This window comes from Vagococcus sp. CY52-2, assembly GCF_022655055.1.
In the GTDB taxonomy this organism is placed as follows: domain Bacteria; phylum Bacillota; class Bacilli; order Lactobacillales; family Vagococcaceae; genus Vagococcus.
Genome location: NZ_CP093384.1, coordinates 1,741,789 through 1,763,356 on the forward strand (window position 1 = coordinate 1,741,789; position 21,568 = coordinate 1,763,356).

The following is a 21,568-nucleotide window of genomic DNA, read 5'->3' on the forward strand; positions in this document are numbered from 1 at the left end:
TAAAAAATAGGTAAAGAAAATAAAAACGCCTCTCTTTTTTACTAACAAGAGGCGTTTTTTTGGCTAACTTATTATACTAGACTCTCTATGAAATAAAACTTATACTGACATTTTTTCTAACATCTAATCTTTTAACTTTCTATTCATCCCAACTTAAACCTTGTGAAAAATAATAACCTAAAAATAGGTAAGTATTTTTAGGTTATAGTCAGATGATAACTATATATAATATTATTCGGCTAAATAACGTTAGTTTATCGGTGTTTATTTGATTGATGTTACTTAATAAAAATAACCTCACCAAATATTATAAAAAAATACTGAACCAATTCATTCTACACTATACCTAAAAAAAAATAAATAAGAACTAGAAAAATTGTTACAAAGTCAACTTTTCTAGTTCCATCATGCTTACACTGTTTCTACATATTTAATCGCTTCTCGAATCATATGATATGACTCTTCCACAATGTTTTTATCCTCTAAAGTCATTGTTGGTAAAGGATGTCTTACATTTCCAATATTAATTCCTCTTTTTTTCAAAATAGCTTTCATCATATTTGCTAGAACTTCTTTTCTTTCCTCTACTGTTTGATAGATACACTCGCCTGAGCTTCCGCATATTTAGCATCTTCTAAAGAAGCTGTATCAGCCATCAAAAATGTCATGGGGTATTCTTGTCTGATAGCTGTCACGATATCACTAAGCTTTTCACTATTTGATCGTTCTCGTGTTGTTCCATCTATCGCTACAATTTCTAAACCCGTTGCACAAACAGCTCTCACTTCTTTCAATGTAGGAGTAATAAATACCTCACTATCTTCATAAATTTTTTTAATAATCCCATTTATCGGTAAATCAACCGTGTCTTGTATGGCTTGAATATCTACCACCGAATTAGCCCTAATCCAGACAGCTCCTGATTCTTTCGCTGACGTGACATAATGAACGAACTGTGTAAAGGGTCGTTTTCTAATGCCTGACAAGACACTATCAACCCTTTTTCTATTGCTTACTAGTATCCATACTATTGTTCTCCTATCTTGTCACCGGTAATCAAGTTCATTATTTTATCATGCATAAATACATTTATTGCTTCATGTCCATATTCTGGTAAGATAATATATTCATATGATATCTTCAAATGATTAACAATCGCATATTGAGTCGATGGTAAACAAATATCATCTCTTAATCCTGTCACTAACTTCACGTCATCATTAATTAAACTAGAAAAGCTTTTAACATCTATATAATCCAAACTAGACAGAATATTCTGTTCAGTCATGTAAAAATAATCCTTAAATTTAAAATATCGGAATAACTCATCATAAGGTTCACATGATAGCTCTAGTTCTAACACACGAGAAAAGTTAGACAAAAATGGATAGATCGTAATAACTTTTTTTATTTTATTATTCAAAGCCCCACCTACTAATGCTAATGCACCTCCTTGTAACGCACCTAATGTTGTTAAATTATACGTACCTACCCAATAAAAAGTTGATACTAACTCTATGACACGATACACATCGAGAAAAATGTCTTTAAAAAATAAATCGTTTGGAGTGTCAGACATCCCGCGAACAATGTGACCTTTCACTGTATTTCCTTTAAAGTAATTACCATCAACTGACTTGTCTACTTGTCCCCTAACATCCATCGCTACAACGGCATACCTTGCTAATATATATTTGAAATATTCTGATCAATCACTGCTTTGTCCCTGATAACCATGAAAATGACACACTACTGAAAATGAACCTTTACCAAGTGGTTTTAATACCTTGCAATAAGTACTTGAATTATTCTCCATTTGTATTGTTCAATCATAACAGTCAACATAATCAATCATAAAATGACATTTATATAACGTATAATCATTTTTAGAATTTAAGTGTCTAATCTGTTTTTCCAAAAAATAATCAAAATCATTCGGCTTATCTCTACTACCCTTGTATAGCTTCATTTCATTTAACGACATTATTTCCGACATAAAAACGCTCCTTTGGAATCATTCGCAATTATCAATATATTAAAAGAAAATAATTTTCAGTATTTTATACTTTATTATCTATTTAACTTCTATAACTCTGGTAAAACAACTTTTCTATAGTCATTCAGTATTTTCACATGTATCTCTTTTACACTTTTAAGTTTATTAGCTTACCAAACGATTTGACCTGCCTTGAGAAAGATATTTTCAATATTTTTTGATTTTTCAAAGTTAGAGATAATTTGACTAAGCGATGATTAAGAGATATTTGCTTTTTTGAAGCCAATGTCAAGCTTCCACTTGATTCTACCACTCTCATGAAATAACTAAATTGAAAAATATCCATTTTTACCTATCCAATCTTTTTGCCTCTGCCTTTAATATAAAACCTATTTTTCTATGCGTTTACCTTTTTAAATAACGCATCCCTCACGTGAATAATTAACGTAAGGGACTATAACGATACCTTATTTATCTAAGCTAATTCTTTTTTATCGGACAGTCCGCCGAAGAACAATCGCATGTTTTTTCTTTTTTTACACCATACTTATATACAACCCTAGCTACTCCTAAAAAAATAATCCCAGCTAAAATAATTGTGCCCATACTATCACTCCTATAATATACTGATACCTTCTACACCGACTAATTTTTCTTTTCTAGGTTTTCTTGTTATTAATATAATCAGACCAATAACTAACATACTTGCTACAACTTGTCCTATACCAAATGTGCCATCTTCAAATAGGAAATGACCAAATTGATAAACAACTAAACTAACGACATAAGCTAATAGACATTGATAACTTATCGCCAGCGTTGTCCATCTCCAATCATTCATTTCTCGACGTATGGCCCCAATCGCAGCAAAACATGGTGCACATAATAGATTAAATAATAAAAATGAATATCCAGCTACTGGTGTTAAACTAGCACTTAATAATGGCCAGTATTCCTTTCCAGTTTCTGATACTTCTTTCATGTGACCATATAAAATACCAAACGTTCCTACGACGTTTTCTTTTGCAACAAGTCCTGTTATCGTTGCTACTGTTGTTTCCCAACTTCCCCATCCAAGTGGAGCAAAAACAAATGCTACTGATTGACCTAAAAAGGCTAAAATACTTTGATCTGTTTCTACCATTTGTCCTCTAAAGTTAAATGAAGATAAAAACCAAATAATAACGGAACTCGCAAAAATAATCGTTCCTGCTTTTTTCACAAAAGATTTTGAGCGCTCAATCATTTGTCTAAAACTGTTTTGAAATCTTGGCATGTGATAATCAGGTAATTCCATAATAAATGGCGCTGTGTCTCCACTGAATAATGCCGTTTTCTTTAATATAATACCGGATAAAACAATGGACCCTATCCCTACAAAATAGGCTGATGGTGCAACCCAAGAACTATGTGGGAAAAAAGCACCTGCAATAAGACCAATAATAGGTAATTTAGCTGAACATGGCATAAACGTTGTGGTCATAATCGTCATACGTCGATCTTTTTCATTTTCTATTGTTCGACAAGCCATCACTCCTGGAACACCACAACCGGTTGAAATCAACATTGGAATGAATGATTTGCCAGATAAACCAAAACGTCTGAAAAATCGGTCCATGACAAAAGCGATACGTGACATGTATCCACAATCTTCTAGTAGTGATAAACATAAAAACAGGACCATTAACTGTGGTAAAAATCCTAGTACCGCACCTACTCCGGCAATAATTCCATCACGAACAAGCGATTGTAGCCAGGGGGCAATAGCCAGCATCTCCATTAACTTGGTGACATTATCTGGAACAATTTCTCCAAATAATACATCATTTAACCAGTCAGTCCCAATCGTTCCAATGGTTTGGATGGATAAATAATAAACTAACCACATCACAAACGCAAAGATTGGTAAAGCGAGCCATCTATTCGTTACTATTTTATCAATTCGATCACTCATACTTAATTTGTAATCTATCTCTTTCACACAACACAAACTGACAATTTGACTGATATAATTATATCGTTCATTGATAATAATACTCTCACTATCGTCTCCAATAATTTCTTCTGTCATACTGATAATGTCTTCAATTTCTTTTTTCACGTTATCAGTCATGATGTTTCGTGAACAAACTGTTTGATCTCTTTCAAATAACTTGATACTGTACCATCTTTTTTGATGAATTGGTATACTCTCTGGTAACAATTCACTAATTTCAGACAAAGCTACTTCTAATCGATTGTCATATAGAGGAAAATCGGGAATTCTTCCATGAACAAATAGCTTGTCTATTTCTACAAGGGCATTAACCAATCCTTCTTTTTTAGTCACACTCATTTTTACTACAGGGATCCCTAAAGAATATGACAGTTTTTCTTCGTTTAATCGAATGCCTTTTTTCTCAACCACATCCATCATATTTAATGATAGAATCATGGGAATGCCTAATTCTAACAACTGTGTCGTTAAATAAAGATTTCTTTCTAAGTTACTTGCATCAACGATATTTAGTATACCTGAAGGGTTACCTTCCAACAGATAATCCCGTGCCACCACTTCTTCTGGTGTATAAGGTGATAAAGAATAAATGCCTGGTAAATCTTGTAACACGATATCTGTATTCTTTTTTAGTTTACCTTCTTTTTTTTCTACTGTCACACCTGGCCAGTTCCCTACTGATTGATTAGCCCCTGTTAACTCGTTAAACAAACTCGTTTTTCCACTATTAGGATTTCCGACTAATGCGATTTGTTTTTTTGTCATAGCTACACCTCTTTAACCAAAATTAGTGATGCTTCTTGTTTCCTCAAGCTGAGTTCATATCCTCTGACCGTCATTTCAATCGGATCACCTAAAGGAGCATATTGTTTTACCTGAATAAGTACACCCTTTGTTAATCCCATATCCATTAATCGCCGTTTTAATGCGCCGCTTGCAGTAAAATCAATTACTTGTGCATGTTTTCCAATACCAATTTCATCCAATGTTTTAAGATTGGTAGAATTTTTTTCTATATCTTCACTAACTTGGATAAATTCTGCAATAGTATCATCTATTCCTATTTTTGTCCCTTTAAATAGAACAATAAATGGTTGATTTTTTTTATTCGATAATAATACCATCTCTGTTCCTGGTAGTAATCCCAAATTTTTTAAATGTTTTCCATGAGATTCTTGACCATTAAACGCAACAAATTGATAGACTTTATTCATCTGACAATCCTTCAATTTTTTCATTTTTTCACCTATGTTTATTTTTTCTATTAATCAATAATGAAAACCATTCTCATTTAATAAACTAATCATACACTTGTCAGGAATGAGCGTCAATCTATATTGTGAAAAAAATCATTTATATTTTTTTTAAATAACAAGCCAATAAAAAATCCTACAACATGACTACTTAAAGCAATCATGTCATAGGATAATAATGAATTACTCAAACAAACTGGCACCATTTGTTTTAATCACTTTTTCATACCAGTAGTAACTATCTTTTTTATATCGTTTTAAGCTACCACCCTTTTCGTCACGATCAACATATACAAAACCATAACGTTTTTGATAACCATTTAACCAACTTAGTAAATCTGTAAATGACCATGTACAGTACGCAATCACATCACAGCCTTCATCAATGGCTTTAATCACTTCTTTTACATGTTCTTCTAAGAATGAAATACGATAAGGATCATGAATGCTACCATCACTTTCCAATGTATCAAAGGCACCTAATCCATTTTCCGAAATAACAATTGGCAAATTATAGCGACTTGTAATTTCTTTACATGCATAACGTAACCCTTCAGGATCAATCGTCCAATCCCAGTCTGTTGTAGCTAAATAAGGATTATTAGCTGTTTTATATACCCCTGGAATACCCGTTTGCTCATTCGTTCCTTTGACACCTGTTGTATTCATTTTCGCATATGGTGTTACACCATCTAAATCATTGTATTCACAAACTGTTGTCTGGTAATAGTTAACACCCATAAAATCAATTAAAGAAGCAGCTTTTTTAAATAAGCTTTCATCTTCTTTTGTGACAGCTGGGGCAACACCTTGTTTTTCTAGATAAGTCATAGCATTTTTAGGATAACGACCATACGCATAAACATCCATCCACCAAAAGTTTTTCAAATTATCAAAGTCAACTTTTGACATAGCGTTATCAGGATTACAATCTAGAGCATAACTGGGACTATAAGCAAAACTTGCCCCAATTTGCCCATCAGGAATAATGTCTTTGAACGCAATAACAGTTTTAGCATGTGCTAAAAAAGCATGGTGATTGACTTGGTAAAATGTTTTTTGATCATCAAATTTTCCTGGTGGATGTAATGCAGTTAACCACCCTAAAGATGTAAAAATATTTTGCTCGTTCATCGTAATCCAATAATTAACTTTTCCTTTAAACTGTTCAAATAAAAATGTTGAGTAGTTAACAAAATCATCAATGACTTTTGGATTTTCCCATCCACCATACTCTTCAACTAAGGATTGAGGAATATCCCAATGATACAAAGTAATCATGGGCTCAATGCCGTATTTTAAGCACTCGTCTACGATATTTTGATAAAATTCAAGTCCTTTTTTATTTACTTCGCCACGTCCTGTTGGAAATATTCTTGTCCAAGCAATAGAGAAACGATAGGTTTTTAATCCCATGTCAGCCATTAATTTAATGTCTTCTTTGTAGCGGTGGTAATGATCCACTGCAGTTTCACCAGTAGATCCCTCAAAAGTTTTTCCTGGAATTTTAACAAATTCGTCCCAGTTTGACACACCTTTTCCATCTTCTAAATGTGCCCCTTCGATTTGATAAGCTGCCGATGCGCTACCCCATAAAAAATCTTTTGGTACTTGATACTTTGTCATGTTTTCACCTCATTAAATTATTGTCAATATTTTATCTGATTCATTAACTGAACCAGTTTTATCTACGTTAACTTCTTTAAAATCATTTGAATTAGTAATTACTACAGGGGTTGTTGTATCATAGCCTTTTTCTTTGATTTTTTCTAAATCAAATTTAAGTAACACGTCACCTGTTTTCACTTTATCACCAACATGAACTTGTGGTGAAAAATGTTCGCCATTTAAGTTGACTGTTTCAAGTCCAACATGAATTAATATATCCAATCCTGTTGTTGATTTAAGCCCAATCGCATGCCCTGTTTCAAAAAAGACATCAATCGTCCCATCGCACGGTGCTACGACTTCTCCCTTTTCAGGAATAATGGCTATCCCTTGTCCCAATAGATTATCTGCAAATGTTTTATCATTTACTTTCGCTAATTCAATTGCTTCACCTTGTAAAGGGCTATAAACATCTTTAATTTGGTTTAATGGTTCAACCGTTGCTTCTTCTACTTCTTCTTCATAAGAATCGTCTTTAATGTCTTCAAACCCGAGTAAATAAGTAGCGATAAATGAAACTACGATAGTCACTCCCATCGTAATTAAAGCGTAAAAGATTGACGCACTATTGCCTTTTTCAATATATTGAGGGAACGTAATGATAGCTGGTGTGGCAATACCATAAGCTTTTAATTGGAACAATCCACCAATAATCCCACCAGTTGCTGCTCCAATACAAGCTCCTAGCATTGGACGTTTTAATCGAACGGTTACCCCATACAAAGCTGGCTCAGTAATCCCTGCAAGTAGCGCCGAAAAAGCTGAAGAACCGGCAACTTGTTTCAAATCTTTATTTTTAGATTTAATCGCAACGGCTAATGATGCCCCACCTTGCGCTAAGTTCGAACATAATTCAGCAATACACATAAAGGCTTCATAACCTGTTGTGGCAATCATACTCAACTTAATTGGTGTAAAGACATGGTGCATTCCTACCATAACGATAAATGGGTAAATTCCTGCAACTAACCCTACTGCAATAAACCCTAGTTTATCATGGATAAAGTATATCACGTCTGATAAAACATTACCTATAATAGCCCCAATTGGTCCAACAATAACTAAAGCAATTGGTGCTGCAATCAGTAATACTAACATCGGTTTTAAAAAGTTTTTCGTAATAGTTGGTGTAATTTTATCCACGAATGGTTCAATATAAGATAATAACCACACTGTTAAAATAATTGGAATAACGGAATACGCATAGTTTGCATAAGTGACAGGAATAATATTAAAGAATTTAACAGTTTCACCAGCATCTTTTGCTGTATTCATCAAAGTAATAAAATTTGGATGCAACATAATAGCAGCTAGTGTTGCAGCATAATAAGGATTGGTTTTAAATTTAGATGCCGCTGACATACCAATTAAAATTGGCATGAAGAAAAACGCTCCATCTCCAATAACAGATAATAATTGGTAAGTCTGACTTCCCTCACTTAACCAACCAATCATTGGTAACACAGTTAAAAGCACTTTAATCATCGCCGCACCAATCAGTGCAGGAATAACTGGTGCCATACAGCCAGAGATAACATCTAGTATTTTAGAAAAAATCCCTTCATCATTATCTTTTTTAGGTGTATCGTCACTGTTTTCTGTTTTAAAGTTTCCTAATTTAACCACTTCTTTGTAGACAGCACCCACTTCATTTCCAATAATAATTTGATATTGTCCACCTTTTTTCATAATACCAAGAACGCCTTTTATCCCCTCCACTTTAGCATCATCTACAATCGACTCATCTTTTAACACAAATCTTAAACGTGTCATACAATGTACTACACTAATCACATTTTTCTCCCCACCGACTTCTTTCAAAATATCCGATGCTACTTTTTGATAATCCATTTTCTTAACCTTCCTCGCTTGTTATTTTCGCATTTTTTGTAATTTTTTCTATATGTAACAACAAATACAATTGTTCATCCGAATTAAGATGATAATGATAGTTTTTAGATAAATAATTATCGATTTTAACCACACACTCATAACTTTCCACATACTTTTCTTTAAACAAATCAAACATATCGTCATTTTCACTAGTGTAAACTTGCTTATCAATAACCCGTTGTGCAAAGAATTTTAAATGTGTCACAAATCGATAGTAATAAATCGATTCTTCATTAAACTCAATCCGAAATGTAAACTTGATAATATTAATAATTTCTTGCATGAGTTTTGACATATCATTAATATCGACTAAATTATCTAATTGTCCGTTTATTAAATGTTGTGCGATATAGGCAGCTTCATCTTCTGAAAATGCCACTTCAAATCGTTGATTAACTTCTTTAACACCTAGCATGCCCACTTCAAATTCATCTTTAAATAAGCGTTTGATATCCATCAGCAATGGATTAGCAACCTTAATCCCTTTATTAATACGTTCGACTGCACCATGAAGGTGTTCTGTTAAAGAAACATAAATGATATCGTCTATTTTTTTACCATATTCTTTTTCCATAACAAAAATAAGTCGCTCAGTTATTTCTAAATAATCTTCTGGCATATCTGAAAACACATTTTTAAAGCGATCAATAATCTTGGAATTAATATTTGAAAAGATTTTGTATCGATTACTTGGCTCGACTATTTGACCATTCTTTTTACCAAATGCTATGCCAACACCCATGACAACCACTTCATTCCCTGTATCATCTTGAGAAATGAAGGCATTATTATTTAGTATCTTGATAATTTTAATGACTATCACTTCCTTTCTGAAAAGAAAAAAAACAAAACCTCAAACAAGCCGTCATCTCCATTTGGAGAACACGCCTTAGTCTGAGGTTTTGCCTGCTTGACCAGTTACAATCCTTATTTGATTTCATGATACCATGTGTTTTTATTTGCTTCAACACATTTTTAAATTTTTCATACAATATTCAAACATATATAATATTATATTCATTAATGATTCAATTCATTTATTAAAAATAAAACGTCCCTGATACGATTTGAACGTACGACACCCGTCTTAGGAGGACGGTGCTCTATCCAGCTGAGCTACAGGGACATCAAAGCTATTATGATTTTCTCACTTTTATTGATAAAAGTCTAGTCACAATATCTTTTTCATTCACTTATATCTTCTAACAATCTTTCAGCATATGCAAATACTTTAGATCCATCCATCAAGCCATAATCTGTCATATCGATATTTTTAACTGGAATACCTGAATTATTTAATGCTTGTTTGATGTCATTTTTTAAATACCTAACTTGTGGTCCTAAAAGATAGATATCTGTTTGTTCATTTTGAATATCTTTTTCAACTTCTGATGCTGATATTGCTACGATATCGACATCTTTTTCTTTCATATCTGCTGCTCGCCTCATACGATTTACTAGTAAATTAGTAGTCATACCAGCTAAGCAGACTAAAACGATCCGTTTTTTCATGCCTTCCCCCTCATAAAAAAATTATTTCCACTTCGCTCCTTTATTCTTTTGCTTTTTGGTGCGATTTTTTTTCTTTTTCTTTTTAGGCGTTTCTTGTTTATCACGAACAGTTTCTTCTTTAACAACTGTCGCTTTAACTTTTTCTTCTTTAATCGGCTTAAGCGTTTCTATTTCTTCCTCATCAGAACGTGAATCAGGTTTTTCCGTTACTAATCTCCCATGCGTTGCAAAAAATTCCGTTCCTGTTTTTCCGACTTCTTTATACAAACGATTTAGTTCTCGTTTTTCTCCATCATTAACTAAACTAATCACTGTTCCTTGTTTTCCCATACGTCCTACTCGTCCTGCACGGTGAATGTAATCTGGAACACTTTGAGCTAAGTCATACTGAATGACATAATCCAAATCAGAAAAATCTAATCCTCTAGCTCCTAAATCAGTTGTTAATAACAGTGATACTTGTCCTGTTTCAAAGTCATGAATTGCACGTTTTCGTTCTACTTGGTGTTGATCAGAAGCGAGTGTTTGATGTTTAATACCTAGATAATTTAATCGCTCAGATACTGCCCCTAACTCACTCACTTGATTAAAAAAGACTAACCCTTTAAATCCCTCTACATGAGCCAATCGACGCAATACTTCAGAACGTTTTCTAACTGGAGTCATAATAAAGCCATGTTGAATGCTTCCTTTAGTGTTATCTTCTTCTGTCACATCAATCACACGTAACGCTGTTCTAAATAACGTATCCATTCTTGGTAATATTTGCTCACCTGTAGCAGAGGTTGCCACAATTTGTGTATCTGCTTGTACACTTTTGATAATACCTTTAGTTGAGTTAAAATCGGCATCACTTAATAAATCATCTACCTCGTCCAAGACTAATGTTTGGATTAAATGTGCTTTAATTTTTTTTAGTTTAATTAATTCAAGTACTCGACCTGGCGTCCCAACTAACACTTCGGGACGTTTTTTTAATCGTTCGATTTGTCGCTTAACATTTGCACCACCGATAATGGCTTGAACATTTAATTCCAATCCTTTAGCCCATACTCTTGTGACGTCAGCCACTTGACTTGCTAATTCTTGTGATGGCAAAATAATTAAGAGTTGATTCCCATTTCCTTGAATCACTTTTTGTAGTAACGGCAACAAATAAGCCACCGTTTTTCCTGATCCTGTCGGAGAAATACCTAATACACTTTCACTTTCTAATAACAATGGATATAAGGTACTTTGAATTAATGTTGGTTCCCCGTAGCTCTGTTTATCCCATTCTTTTTGCCAAACTTCTGGCAATAATTCTAACATACTCATACGTTTACCCTCTAATTTCTTTTGCGTCTGCCGCAAATATAATATCTGATTCTTTTCTCATCGTTTCCATCAATCCATGAACATCTTTGGCAAGTTGTACCCAATCTTGGTATATTTTTTGTTGTTTAATGCCCATTGGATTAACCATAATATTTGCAAATGCTCTTGCTTCTTCTAACATCACATCTTCAGATGGCTCTGTTCCAAAATTAATTTCTAACAAGTCATTATTTTCTCGTTTCTTTTGAATGATACTACCAATACTATTGACTGCATCTAAACATAATGTACTATCGCTTAGATACACTTCTGATGGTAAAAAGCTATCCGCGTTTTTTCCAACAGTCATCGTCACATCAAACGTATCATAACGGAAAATCATTGTTCCTAACCCATCAACACCTGTAGGTAATTTTTGGTTAAAATAGTAGACAGAGTTTGGCTTACCAAACCAAGCTACTGCTGTATAAACTAAGTATACGCCTAAATCCATTAAGGCTCCACCCGAGTATTTAGCAGAAAAAATATTGGGTTCTTCTCCTCGTAAAAGAGCATCATAACGTGATGAATACTTCATAAACGTTAAATTAGCCCCCAGTATATCTTCTCTATTTTTCAAAAATGAAGCAACTCGTTGAAAATTATCTTCATGTATGTGTCTTGCCGCTTCAAAAAAGAACACTTCTTTTTCTTCAGCCAAATCAATTAATTCTTCTAATTCTTCTAGCGTCGAGACTGCTGGCTTTTCAACAATGACATGTTTACCATGTGTCATCAATAATCTTGCTTGCTCGTAATGTAAACTATTAGGAGACGCTATATAAACTACATCAATGTCTTCTGACTCACTTAACTCTGATAACTCAGTCATAATATGAATGATCTCTGAATGATCGTATTTACTAGCAAATTTTTCTGCCTTTCCCTTAGTTCGTGAGTATACTGCACGAAGTTCATACTCTTCACTTTTTATGGCTGCATTAACAAATGCATGAGTAATCCAATTCGTTCCAATAACACCTAGTTTCAACATGACATATTCCCCTTTATTTTCTTTTATCGCGCAAATCATTTTAAACCCTGATACTTCGTAGTCAAAAGTATATCATTTTTCCTTCATTTATGTCTGACTAAATTAAAAATAAACAACCACCTGTACTATAATCATACTGACTAATAGCCATTACGTCTACTAGTAACGATTGATTATCTGACAAAGTGGTTTAATTTTTATTCGTCTAACTCTTCTGCAAATTGACTGTTATATAATTTTTCATAAAACCCCTTTTTCGCTAGTAAGCTCTCATGTGTTCCCTGCTCAATAATCTGTCCTTGATCCATCACTAAAATTAAATCAGCTTCACGTATCGTGGATAATCTGTGAGCAATCACAAAACTTGTGCGCCCTTCCATTACTTTTTCCATTGCTGTTTGAATGAGTCCTTCTAATCTTGTATCAACCGAACTAGTCGCTTCATCCAATATTAAAATTTTAGGATTAGAAATCACCGCTCGAGCGATAGTAAGTAGTTGTTTCTGACCTAGCGAAATATTGTCACCTTCTTCGTTAATGACCATTTCATAGCCACCAGGCATGGTTCGAATGAAATGGTCTACGTTAGCTGTCCTAGCTGCATCAACTACTTCAAAATCAGTCGCATCTAATTTACCAAACCGAATGTTTTCAGCAATCGTATCGTTATAAAGCCACGCATCTTGTAATACCATTCCAAAGAGTGACCGAACATCACTACGATTCATTTTTTTCGTATCAATGCCATCAATTTTAATCGCTCCATCTGTCACATCGTAAAAACGCATCAACAAATTAATTAAAGTTGTTTTCCCTGCACCTGTTGGCCCAACAATTGCCACTGTTTGTCCACTTTTAACAGATACACTAAAATTTTGAATCAGTGGTCTATCTGCTTGATAACTAAATGACACATTATCAAACTCAACATCTCCACGAATCACATCAGGTAATGGAATATCTACTTCATTGTCGATTGATTCTGGTTCATCTAATATCGTAAACACGCGTTTTGTGGCAGCAGAAGCACTTTGTAGCATGGAAGACAATTGGGTTATTTGTCCCATTGGCTGACTGATTTGCCACACATATTGAATGAACGCTTGTAAGTTACCCAAAAGCAAGGTGCCAGAAATCACATAAAATGACCCTAATACAGCAACTCCTATATAAGCACTGTAAGCTGTCAAATTAACTAATGGCATCATCAACCCAGAGATTGCTGCTGCTTTAAATCCATTGTTTGTTAAACGTTGATTGACATCTTTAAAATCTATAATGGTTTCTTCTTCTCGGCCATATAACTTCAATACATTAAACCCTGTTAAATTTTCCTGAACAAACCCATTCAACTCACCCAGTGAATCTTGCTGACGTTTAAAGTAGGGTTGAGACCACTGAACAACTAATTTAGAAATAATCATAGATAATGGAATAATCAACATAACCAACAATGCTAACTTTACATTGATAGTTAACATTGCCACCACAGCCATAGTAATTCCAAGAAGGGCATTAACAATAGCGATTAATCCTTGTTGCAACGCGTTACTTACCGCATCAACATCATTAGTCACACGAGATAAAACATCTCCAAATTGATGTGTATCGAAATAAGAAACTGGTAATCGATTAATCTTTTGTGAAATATCTGTTCGTAAATCTCTCATTGCGTGCTGAACAACTTTTGTCATAAACCATTGAGCAAAAAAACTTGCTAAACTATAAATTAGTCCTATTAAAAATAAGACAACGAGTACATTTAAAATATATTTGAAATCAAGCGACTCACCATTTTTTATATTTTCAGCTATTTTAGTTGTTGGTAAACCCGTTACAAAAGGCAATAAAGCATTCATAATTACTGCAATAACTGCTAAAAATAGTGCTCCAATAAAACCAAACTTATAAGGAGAAATATATTGATACAGTCTTTTTAATTGTTTCAATGAGTGTGTCATTTTAATTCCTCCTCTGTCAATTGTGATGAGGCAATATCGTAATAAATTTGACAAGTTTTCAACAACTCTTTATGTGTTCCCATGCCAACAACGTCACCTTCATTTAGCACAATAATCTTATCTGCGTGCATGATTGTACTAACTCGTTGTGCAACAATAAGTACAGTTGACTCGGTTGTTTCTTTTTTCAAGCGTTGACGAAGCATGGCATCTGTTCGATAATCCAGTGCTGAAAAACTATCATCAAACACATAAATAGCAGGCTTTCTAATGATTGCTCGTGCAATAGCTAGACGTTGTTTTTGTCCCCCTGAGAAGTTAGAACCACCTTCTGTTATAGGTTCTAACAACCCTTGTGGTTTTTGAGAAACAAATTCCGTTGCTTGTGCGATGTCTAGTGCCTCTTTCATTTCTTCTTCTGTTGCCTCTTGCTTACCAAATCGTAAATTATCAGCAATTGTCCCAGAAAAAAGCACTGCTTTTTGAGGGATATAACCAATTTTTTCTCGTAAACTTTTTAATTTATAATCCCTCACGTCTACCCCATCAATTTTTATAGAACCTCGACTCACATCATAGAATCTAGGAATTAATTGGATTAAAGTGGATTTACCGCTACCTGTACTTCCAATAAATGCTATTGTTTCTCCTGGATTAGCTGTAAAACTAACGTCTCGTATGACTGGACTTTCACTATGTCCTGGATAAGCAAAAGATACCTTATCAAATTCGATGACACCTTGTGTTTTTGTTTCTGTGATGCCAGATTGATTATCTTGAATAGCAGGTTCAACATCTAAGACTTCTTGTACACGAGCAGCTGAAATGGCTGCACGTGGGTACATCATGAAAACAGAAGCAAACAACATAAATGAGAATAAGGCATGGAATATATATTCTATAAATGCGATTAAATTTCCCACTTCTAAACTACCATCATTAATTTGGATACTCCCAAACCAGATAACCAACACCATAATAATATTAAATAGAAAGAAAAATGCTGGTTGAGCTGAAGCCATTAATTTAAATAACTTCATTGAACTTGTTGCGTAAGCATTGTTGACATTATCAAATCGTTTCTCTTCAAATGTTTCATTAACAAACGCACGAATCACTCTTAATCCAGATAAGTTCTCACGCAATATCAGGTTTATGTTATCAAGATTTTTTTGTTGACGACTTGACAGTGGTTCTGAAAACTTAGCAATCACTAACATACCTAATATTAAAAATGGTAACCCGATAAACACAAATATAGTTAACGAAGGACTCGTCCTAACAATCATATACAAGCTTGCAATAAACATAATGGGGGTAATAAATCCCATTCTTAAAATCATACCCATAAAATTCATCACTTGAAACGCGTCGTTAGTTGTTCTAGTAATCAGTGACGACATACCAAAATCTTCATATTCTTTATGAGAAAATCGTTGAATATTTTCCATCATATCCTCACGAATATGTTTAATGATTCCCGTATTAAGTTTTGCACCTACCACGGCTAAACTAATATTTAGAATAATACCAACTGCTGTTACTAATACCATTTGCCAACCAACTTGTTTCACTACTGACATATCATTATTTGCGACACCCTGATCTAACATCTTAGCTAGTAAAGTTGGCAACCCTAGTTCTATTAAAATAAAGCCAAATACGCACAAAAAATTTAGTAATAATAACTTTTTTTGTTTCATAGCGTAATTCCACATTGTTTTCATTTGTACACCCTCTTTTTCATTTAATAGGTATTTAATGCATTTCATTTATCATAACTGATTTTCGGCTAAAATGTCAGTGATTTATTGCGAATTATCTTATTTTTTCGATGTAATCGTTATCCTTTTTTTGTCATGATGAATGTTTCTATACAATTATTTGCAATTATGATAAAATAAACCTAATTGTTGGAGTAATATGCTCCAAAATACGACGGTGAAAAAGATAGTGAACATCCGTGGAATGAGACAAGATTCCATGTTATTTTAAATCAAGTATTTAGGATAACTATTACTTCAAAAAGGTGTCTACTTGCACCTAATTTTGTCGTGTTTTTACAAATTAATTAGAGATAAAAATTTCATTTATATAAAGGAGAATGTCAAATGATTTATAAAGTATATTACCAAGAGGACAAAAAATTTAGCCCACAAAGAGAAAAAACACAATCTCTTTACATTGAATCTGATTCACCCGTTACAGCTCGTCGCTTAATAACTGAGCATACTAACTACAATATTGAGTTTATCCAACCCCTAGAAGGAAACCATTTAGATTATGAAAAAGAACATACTAACTTTGAATTAGTGGAGTTTAATTAATCATGAAACCCCAAATAAAAAACAATGAGACAGGTGTATTTGGAATAGGTGGACTAGGGGAAATCGGTAAAAATACTTATGGTGTCCAATTTCAAGATGAAATCATCATTGTTGATGCTGGAATTAAATTTCCAGAAGACGATTTACTGGGTATCGATTACGTCATACCAAATTACCAATACATTGTTAAAAATATCAAAAAAGTCAAAGCGTTAGTCATTACTCACGGGCATGAAGATCATATTGGTGGGATACCATTTCTATTGCGACAAGCAAACATCCCAATCTATGCTGGCCCTCTAGCTCTTGCATTAATTCGTAATAAACTAGAAGAACACGGCTTACTTCGTGATGCCGTTTTACATGAAGTAAATGAAGACACTGTGATCAAGTTTAGAAAAACTCAAATCAGCTTCTTTAGAACCACTCATAGTATTCCTGAAGCCAATGGGGTGGTTGTTAAAACGCCATCAGGAAATATCGTGTACTCTGGTGACTTTAAGTTTGACTTTACACCAGTTGGAGAACCGGCCAATTTACATAAAATGGCTCGTCTAGGTGAAGAAGGCGTATTATGTTTACTTTCAGATAGTACCAATGCTGAAGTACCTGAGTTTACCAAATCTGAAAAAGTGATTGGCGAATCCATTACAAAAATTGTGGAAAAAGTTGAAGGTCGTGTCATTTTTGCGACGTTTGCTTCAAATATTTTCCGTTTACAACAAACAGCTCAAGCAGCTGTTAAAACTGGACGAAAAATTGCTGTTTTTGGTCGTAGTATGGAAAATGCGATTGTAAACGGACGCGAGTTAGGACATATTACCGTCCCTGATGATACCTTTATCGATGCTCGTGATATTAATAAATACCCAGCTAACGAGATTATGATTTTATGTACTGGATCTCAAGGTGAACCAATGGCTGCCTTAAGCCGTATTGCTAATGGAACACATCGTCAAATTTCGATTCAACCTGATGATACAGTTATTTTCTCAAGCTCACCTATTCCAGGAAACACAACTAGTGTGAATCGTTTAATCAATTTATTATCCGAAGCTGGAGCTAATGTCATTCATGGTAAAGTAAATAATATTCATACATCTGGACATGGTGGACAGCAAGAACAAATGCTATTTTTACGTTTATTAAAACCAAAATACTTCGTTCCAGTTCATGGAGAATATCGTATGCTAAATATCCACTCTAAATCAGCTCAAGCAACAGGTGTCCCTAAAGAAAACTGTTTTATTTTAGAAAACGGAGATGTCTTAGCCCTAACAAGTGACAGTGCAAGACGTGCTGGACACTTTAATGCTGAAGATGTGTATGTTGATGGTAATGGGATTGGAGATATTGGCAGTATCGTTTTAAAAGATCGCCGAATTCTTTCCGAAGATGGTTTGGTATTAGCCGTTGCCACAGTTGACTATCAATCAAAAATGATTGTTGCTGGTCCAGATATTTTATCTCGTGGCTTTATTTATATGAGAGAGTCTGGTGAATTAATCCAAGAGACACAACGATTATTATTTAACGCTATCAGAAAAGCATTAAAACATCCCGAATGTGATGAAATCATGTTAAATGAAGTCATTGTGAATACCGTTCAACCATTTCTAATTGAAAAAACCGAACGTCATCCAATGATTCTGCCAATGATACTTGAAACATCCAGTAAATAATAATCTAAAAACCTGTAAATGTCTAAAAATAATTAAGCATTTACAGGTTTTTTCATATTTTTTTTATCCATTCCATATCAATATGCGGAATATTATCTTCTAGATAAACATCAGATATTGCTTCAAAACCAAATGATTCATAAAATGATTTTAAATACTCTTGTGCTTGTGCTTTTATTAATTGATTAGTTGGTACACAAGACAGACCGTATGAAACTAACTTCCTTCCATAATGAAGATGTCTATCACTTTTTCGAACAGTTACTCGGCCAATATGCCAAGATTGGTTTTCTTGAAACAACCTCATATAAGCAACTAATTCACCTGCTTCATTTTTTCCCAAAACATGTATAGCTGATAGATCTATCTCATCTACCTCTTGGTAAGGACACTTTTGTTCCACAACAAACACAGCAATTCGTAGTTGATACATGGAAAACAATTCTTGTCGGGTTAAATGATCAAATCTTTTTTGTTCAAATGTAATCATCTTCTCTTGTTCCTTTCACGTACTTTTTTCGTCCAGAACCCTCCAGAAATGTACTTAGGTTCATATGAGATGATAAATGCTTTATCATTAAAATCTTTAATATCTTTATATAAAGAACGCTCCGATTTTCTAGCAGATAAAATTTCTAGTACTAATCGTTCTCCTTCTCGTCCATGAGCAATGGTTTGTGTCACACCATATCCCTCATCTCTTAACAATTCTGGAAGTGCCTTATTTTCTTCATTTAATGGCAAAATAGCCGTCACCATAATATAACCTAATGCTAAATAATCTTCAATTTTTATCCCTAAAACAATTCCACAAGCATAACCTAATGCATATACAAACAGATTAACTGGGTTATTAATTTGATTTAATACTAAAGATAAACCAACAACATAGATGGAAATTTCCACCATACTAAGTAACGGGGCAATAACACGTGACCCTTTCATTGTTAACATGAAACGGATAGTATTTAGTGTAACATAACAAAAATTAATTAAAAAAATTATTAGTAATGTTTTCAATTCCATTTATTAAACTCCTCCTTTTATATAGCTCTGCTTCCTCATATTATCCGATAACTTTATACCATGCAACAAATTAATCAAAAAAAGTGTAAGTGGATTAACCCACTTACACTTAAAATTTTAATTAGATTTAATTACGCTTTTACAACGTTTGCTGCTTGAGGTCCACGATCTGTTTCTTCGATTTCGAATGTTACAGCTTGACCTTCTTCTAAAGTTTTGAATCCGTCGCCTTCGATAGCTGAGAAATGTACGAATACGTCATTTCCTTCTTCTTGTTGAATAAATCCAAATCCTTTTTCTGCGTTAAACCATTTTACTGTTCCTTGAGCCATGTTACTTCCTCCTCGTGCCGTAGCACATGTTAATTTTTGTAATACTTGCTTTCGGTCGATAGAGGGTGTTTCATACAACATCTATTGAAATCCAAAACCATATTACATATTCATGATAACTCATGTCTCTTTTAATTGCAAGTAAAGACCCGTTTTCACAATGATAATCTCTTAGTTTCTCTAAAACTTACGTAACCGGATTCTCCTACAATTATATGATCTAAAATCTCCATCCCCATCATTTTACCACAAGAAACCAAACGTTCTGTGAATATTTCATCTTGATCTGACGGTTCTGGATTTCCAGACGGATGGTTGTGAACTAGGATAAGGCGAGAGGCCGAATACCTCACGGCTAGATGAAAAATTTCACGTGGATGAGCAATTGATTGATTTAACGTGCCAATAAAAATCGTTTCTTTTTTTATGATTTCATTTTTAGCATTTAAATAAAATACCATAAAATGTTCTTGTGTTAAATCCTTCATTTCTTCAATTAATCGCTCGCCAATTTGTTGACTAGAATAAATTTTTCCATATTTTTCTTGTGTTGATAAAGCTAATCGTTTTCCTAATTCCACAATAGCTTTTATTTGTATCGCTTTTACTGTTCCTATTCCATTTAAATTCATCAATTCCTCTATTTTAACGGTTTTTAATCCGTATAACCCATCCACTTCTTTTAATATATTTTCTGCTAACTGCATGACTGGTATTGACTTATTTCCTGATTGTAACACAATAGCTAATAACTCTTCATTGGATAAAACCTCTGAACCATATTGTAGTAATCGCTCGCGAGGTAACAATTGATCTTTATACTCTTGCTCTCGACATTTAATTTTCAATAAAAAAACACTCCCTTCTTCACCCAAAACATACGTGAAAAAAGGAGTTTTTGATTTAAACTGATTTTATGTAGTCTAACACATCATACAAACTATCTTTAATAGTCAGTGTTTTTTCTTTCGCTTCGTCATTTGGTAAAATCAAATCCGGTACCATGATGACTGGTACATTGGCAGTGAAAGACGCTCGAATGCCATTCAATGAATCTTCTAGCATTATCGTTTCTTCTTTTGGTGTACCTAATATTTCGACAGCTTTTTCAACAATTTCTGGATGTGGTTTAGCATGTGTCACATCATTGCCACTGACAATCCCACTAAACTTATCCATAAATCCAGCTTTGTCTAATAACATATCAATCGCTTCACGGTTATTACTTGAAGCAACGACACACTTTACGCCGTGATTGTTTAAATACGTTAACAATTCTTCCACACCTGGTTTAATCGGTGCTCCCACTGTCGAAAATTCTTCCCATGTACTAGCTCGACTTTCTTTAAAAAATTGGTCAATCTCATCTTGTCTCAACATTGGAAAATCGTTGACATATTTTTGGTAAACTGCCTTCTCACCTAAACCAACTTCAGATTTATAATATTCCTCATCGTAGCCAGGCATCTTGAATTTTTGTGCAATTTCAATATTATTTTTCGAATAGACTGCTTCTGTATCAAAGATTAGGCCGTCCATATCAAAAATAACGCCGCTTATTTTTTTCACACG

Annotated in this window: 18 protein-coding genes, 1 tRNA gene and 2 pseudogenes; 2 read left to right on the forward strand and 19 right to left on the reverse strand. The window is 33.8% G+C overall.

The window, feature by feature from the left end:
- Nucleotides 1-411: 411 nt before the first annotated feature.
- The 14 genes and pseudogenes from MN187_RS08395 to MN187_RS08460 form a co-directional block, all read right to left on the reverse strand.
- Entirely contained in the window at nucleotides 412-558 is a 147-nt protein-coding gene (locus MN187_RS08395) for a hypothetical protein (protein ID WP_158559448.1), read from the reverse strand.
- A gap of 56 nt (nucleotides 559-614) precedes the next feature.
- Nucleotides 615-1,009, reverse strand: a pseudogene (locus tag MN187_RS08400) (beta/alpha barrel domain-containing protein); the annotation flags it as partial.
- A gap of 18 nt (nucleotides 1,010-1,027) precedes the next feature.
- Nucleotides 1,028-1,996: pseudogene (locus MN187_RS08405) on the reverse strand (acetylxylan esterase).
- A gap of 616 nt (nucleotides 1,997-2,612) precedes the next feature.
- Nucleotides 2,613-4,757, reverse strand: coding sequence for a ferrous iron transport protein B (gene feoB, locus MN187_RS08410; protein WP_241699482.1), 2,145 nt, complete (start codon nucleotides 4,755-4,757; stop codon nucleotides 2,613-2,615).
- Nucleotides 4,758-4,759: 2 nt separating this feature from the next.
- Complete coding sequence (locus MN187_RS08415) at nucleotides 4,760-5,230, reverse strand: FeoA family protein (RefSeq protein WP_256463827.1); 471 nt, start codon at nucleotides 5,228-5,230, stop codon at nucleotides 4,760-4,762.
- A gap of 198 nt (nucleotides 5,231-5,428) precedes the next feature.
- Entirely contained in the window at nucleotides 5,429-6,871 is a 1,443-nt protein-coding gene (locus MN187_RS08420) for a glycoside hydrolase family 1 protein (protein WP_241699484.1), read from the reverse strand.
- 12 nt (nucleotides 6,872-6,883) lie between these two features.
- Nucleotides 6,884-8,764: a beta-glucoside-specific PTS transporter subunit IIABC gene (locus MN187_RS08425; protein ID WP_241699485.1), complete on the reverse strand. Its 1,881-nt coding sequence runs from the start codon at nucleotides 8,762-8,764 to the stop codon at nucleotides 6,884-6,886.
- A gap of 4 nt (nucleotides 8,765-8,768) precedes the next feature.
- Nucleotides 8,769-9,629 carry a BglG family transcription antiterminator LicT gene (gene licT / locus MN187_RS08430; protein WP_241699486.1) on the reverse strand — a complete coding sequence of 287 codons (861 nt, stop codon included), beginning with the start codon at nucleotides 9,627-9,629 and terminating at the stop codon, nucleotides 8,769-8,771.
- A 229-nt stretch (nucleotides 9,630-9,858) separates the two neighbouring features.
- Nucleotides 9,859-9,932 (reverse strand) — tRNA-Arg (locus MN187_RS08435).
- A 59-nt stretch (nucleotides 9,933-9,991) separates the two neighbouring features.
- Complete coding sequence (locus MN187_RS08440; protein ID WP_241699487.1) at nucleotides 9,992-10,318, reverse strand: PTS sugar transporter subunit IIB; 327 nt, start codon at nucleotides 10,316-10,318, stop codon at nucleotides 9,992-9,994.
- A gap of 21 nt (nucleotides 10,319-10,339) precedes the next feature.
- Nucleotides 10,340-11,635, reverse strand: coding sequence for a DEAD/DEAH box helicase (locus MN187_RS08445; RefSeq protein WP_117973371.1), 1,296 nt, complete (start codon nucleotides 11,633-11,635; stop codon nucleotides 10,340-10,342).
- 4 nt (nucleotides 11,636-11,639) lie between these two features.
- Nucleotides 11,640-12,668: a Gfo/Idh/MocA family protein gene (locus MN187_RS08450; RefSeq protein WP_241699488.1), complete on the reverse strand. Its 1,029-nt coding sequence runs from the start codon at nucleotides 12,666-12,668 to the stop codon at nucleotides 11,640-11,642.
- 197 nt (nucleotides 12,669-12,865) lie between these two features.
- Complete coding sequence (locus tag MN187_RS08455; RefSeq protein WP_241699489.1) at nucleotides 12,866-14,629, reverse strand: ABC transporter ATP-binding protein; 1,764 nt, start codon at nucleotides 14,627-14,629, stop codon at nucleotides 12,866-12,868.
- Nucleotides 14,626-16,356, reverse strand: a complete 1,731-nt coding sequence (locus MN187_RS08460; RefSeq protein WP_242093827.1) for an ABC transporter ATP-binding protein — start codon at nucleotides 16,354-16,356, stop codon at nucleotides 14,626-14,628. Before MN187_RS08460 ends, MN187_RS08455 begins: the two co-directional genes overlap by 4 nt.
- Nucleotides 16,357-16,740: 384 nt before the next feature.
- On the opposite strand from MN187_RS08460, the gene MN187_RS08465 reads away from it, so the two are divergent.
- On the forward strand, nucleotides 16,741-16,956 hold the full coding sequence (locus MN187_RS08465; protein WP_117973375.1) for a DNA-directed RNA polymerase subunit epsilon: 216 nt from the start codon (nucleotides 16,741-16,743) through the stop codon (nucleotides 16,954-16,956).
- A gap of 2 nt (nucleotides 16,957-16,958) precedes the next feature.
- Complete coding sequence (gene rnjA, locus MN187_RS08470) at nucleotides 16,959-18,638, forward strand: ribonuclease J1 (protein ID WP_117973376.1); 1,680 nt, start codon at nucleotides 16,959-16,961, stop codon at nucleotides 18,636-18,638.
- A 52-nt stretch (nucleotides 18,639-18,690) separates the two neighbouring features.
- Here the strand turns inward: rnjA and MN187_RS08475 are convergent, their stop codons facing one another.
- The 5 genes from MN187_RS08475 to MN187_RS08495 form a co-directional block, all read right to left on the reverse strand.
- Entirely contained in the window at nucleotides 18,691-19,125 is a 435-nt protein-coding gene (locus MN187_RS08475; RefSeq protein ID WP_199500918.1) for a GNAT family N-acetyltransferase, read from the reverse strand.
- Complete coding sequence (locus MN187_RS08480; RefSeq protein ID WP_117973378.1) at nucleotides 19,125-19,664, reverse strand: DUF2179 domain-containing protein; 540 nt, start codon at nucleotides 19,662-19,664, stop codon at nucleotides 19,125-19,127. Before MN187_RS08480 ends, MN187_RS08475 begins: the two co-directional genes overlap by 1 nt.
- A gap of 131 nt (nucleotides 19,665-19,795) precedes the next feature.
- Entirely contained in the window at nucleotides 19,796-19,996 is a 201-nt protein-coding gene (locus MN187_RS08485; RefSeq protein ID WP_071457588.1) for a cold-shock protein, read from the reverse strand.
- A 155-nt stretch (nucleotides 19,997-20,151) separates the two neighbouring features.
- Nucleotides 20,152-20,844 (reverse strand): RadC family protein, encoded by a 693-nt coding sequence (gene radC / locus MN187_RS08490; RefSeq protein ID WP_241699493.1) that lies wholly within the window; start codon nucleotides 20,842-20,844, stop codon nucleotides 20,152-20,154.
- Between the two features lie 55 nt (nucleotides 20,845-20,899).
- Nucleotides 20,900-21,565, reverse strand: a complete 666-nt coding sequence (locus tag MN187_RS08495) for an HAD family hydrolase (protein WP_117973379.1) — start codon at nucleotides 21,563-21,565, stop codon at nucleotides 20,900-20,902.
- Nucleotides 21,566-21,568 lie beyond the last annotated feature (3 nt).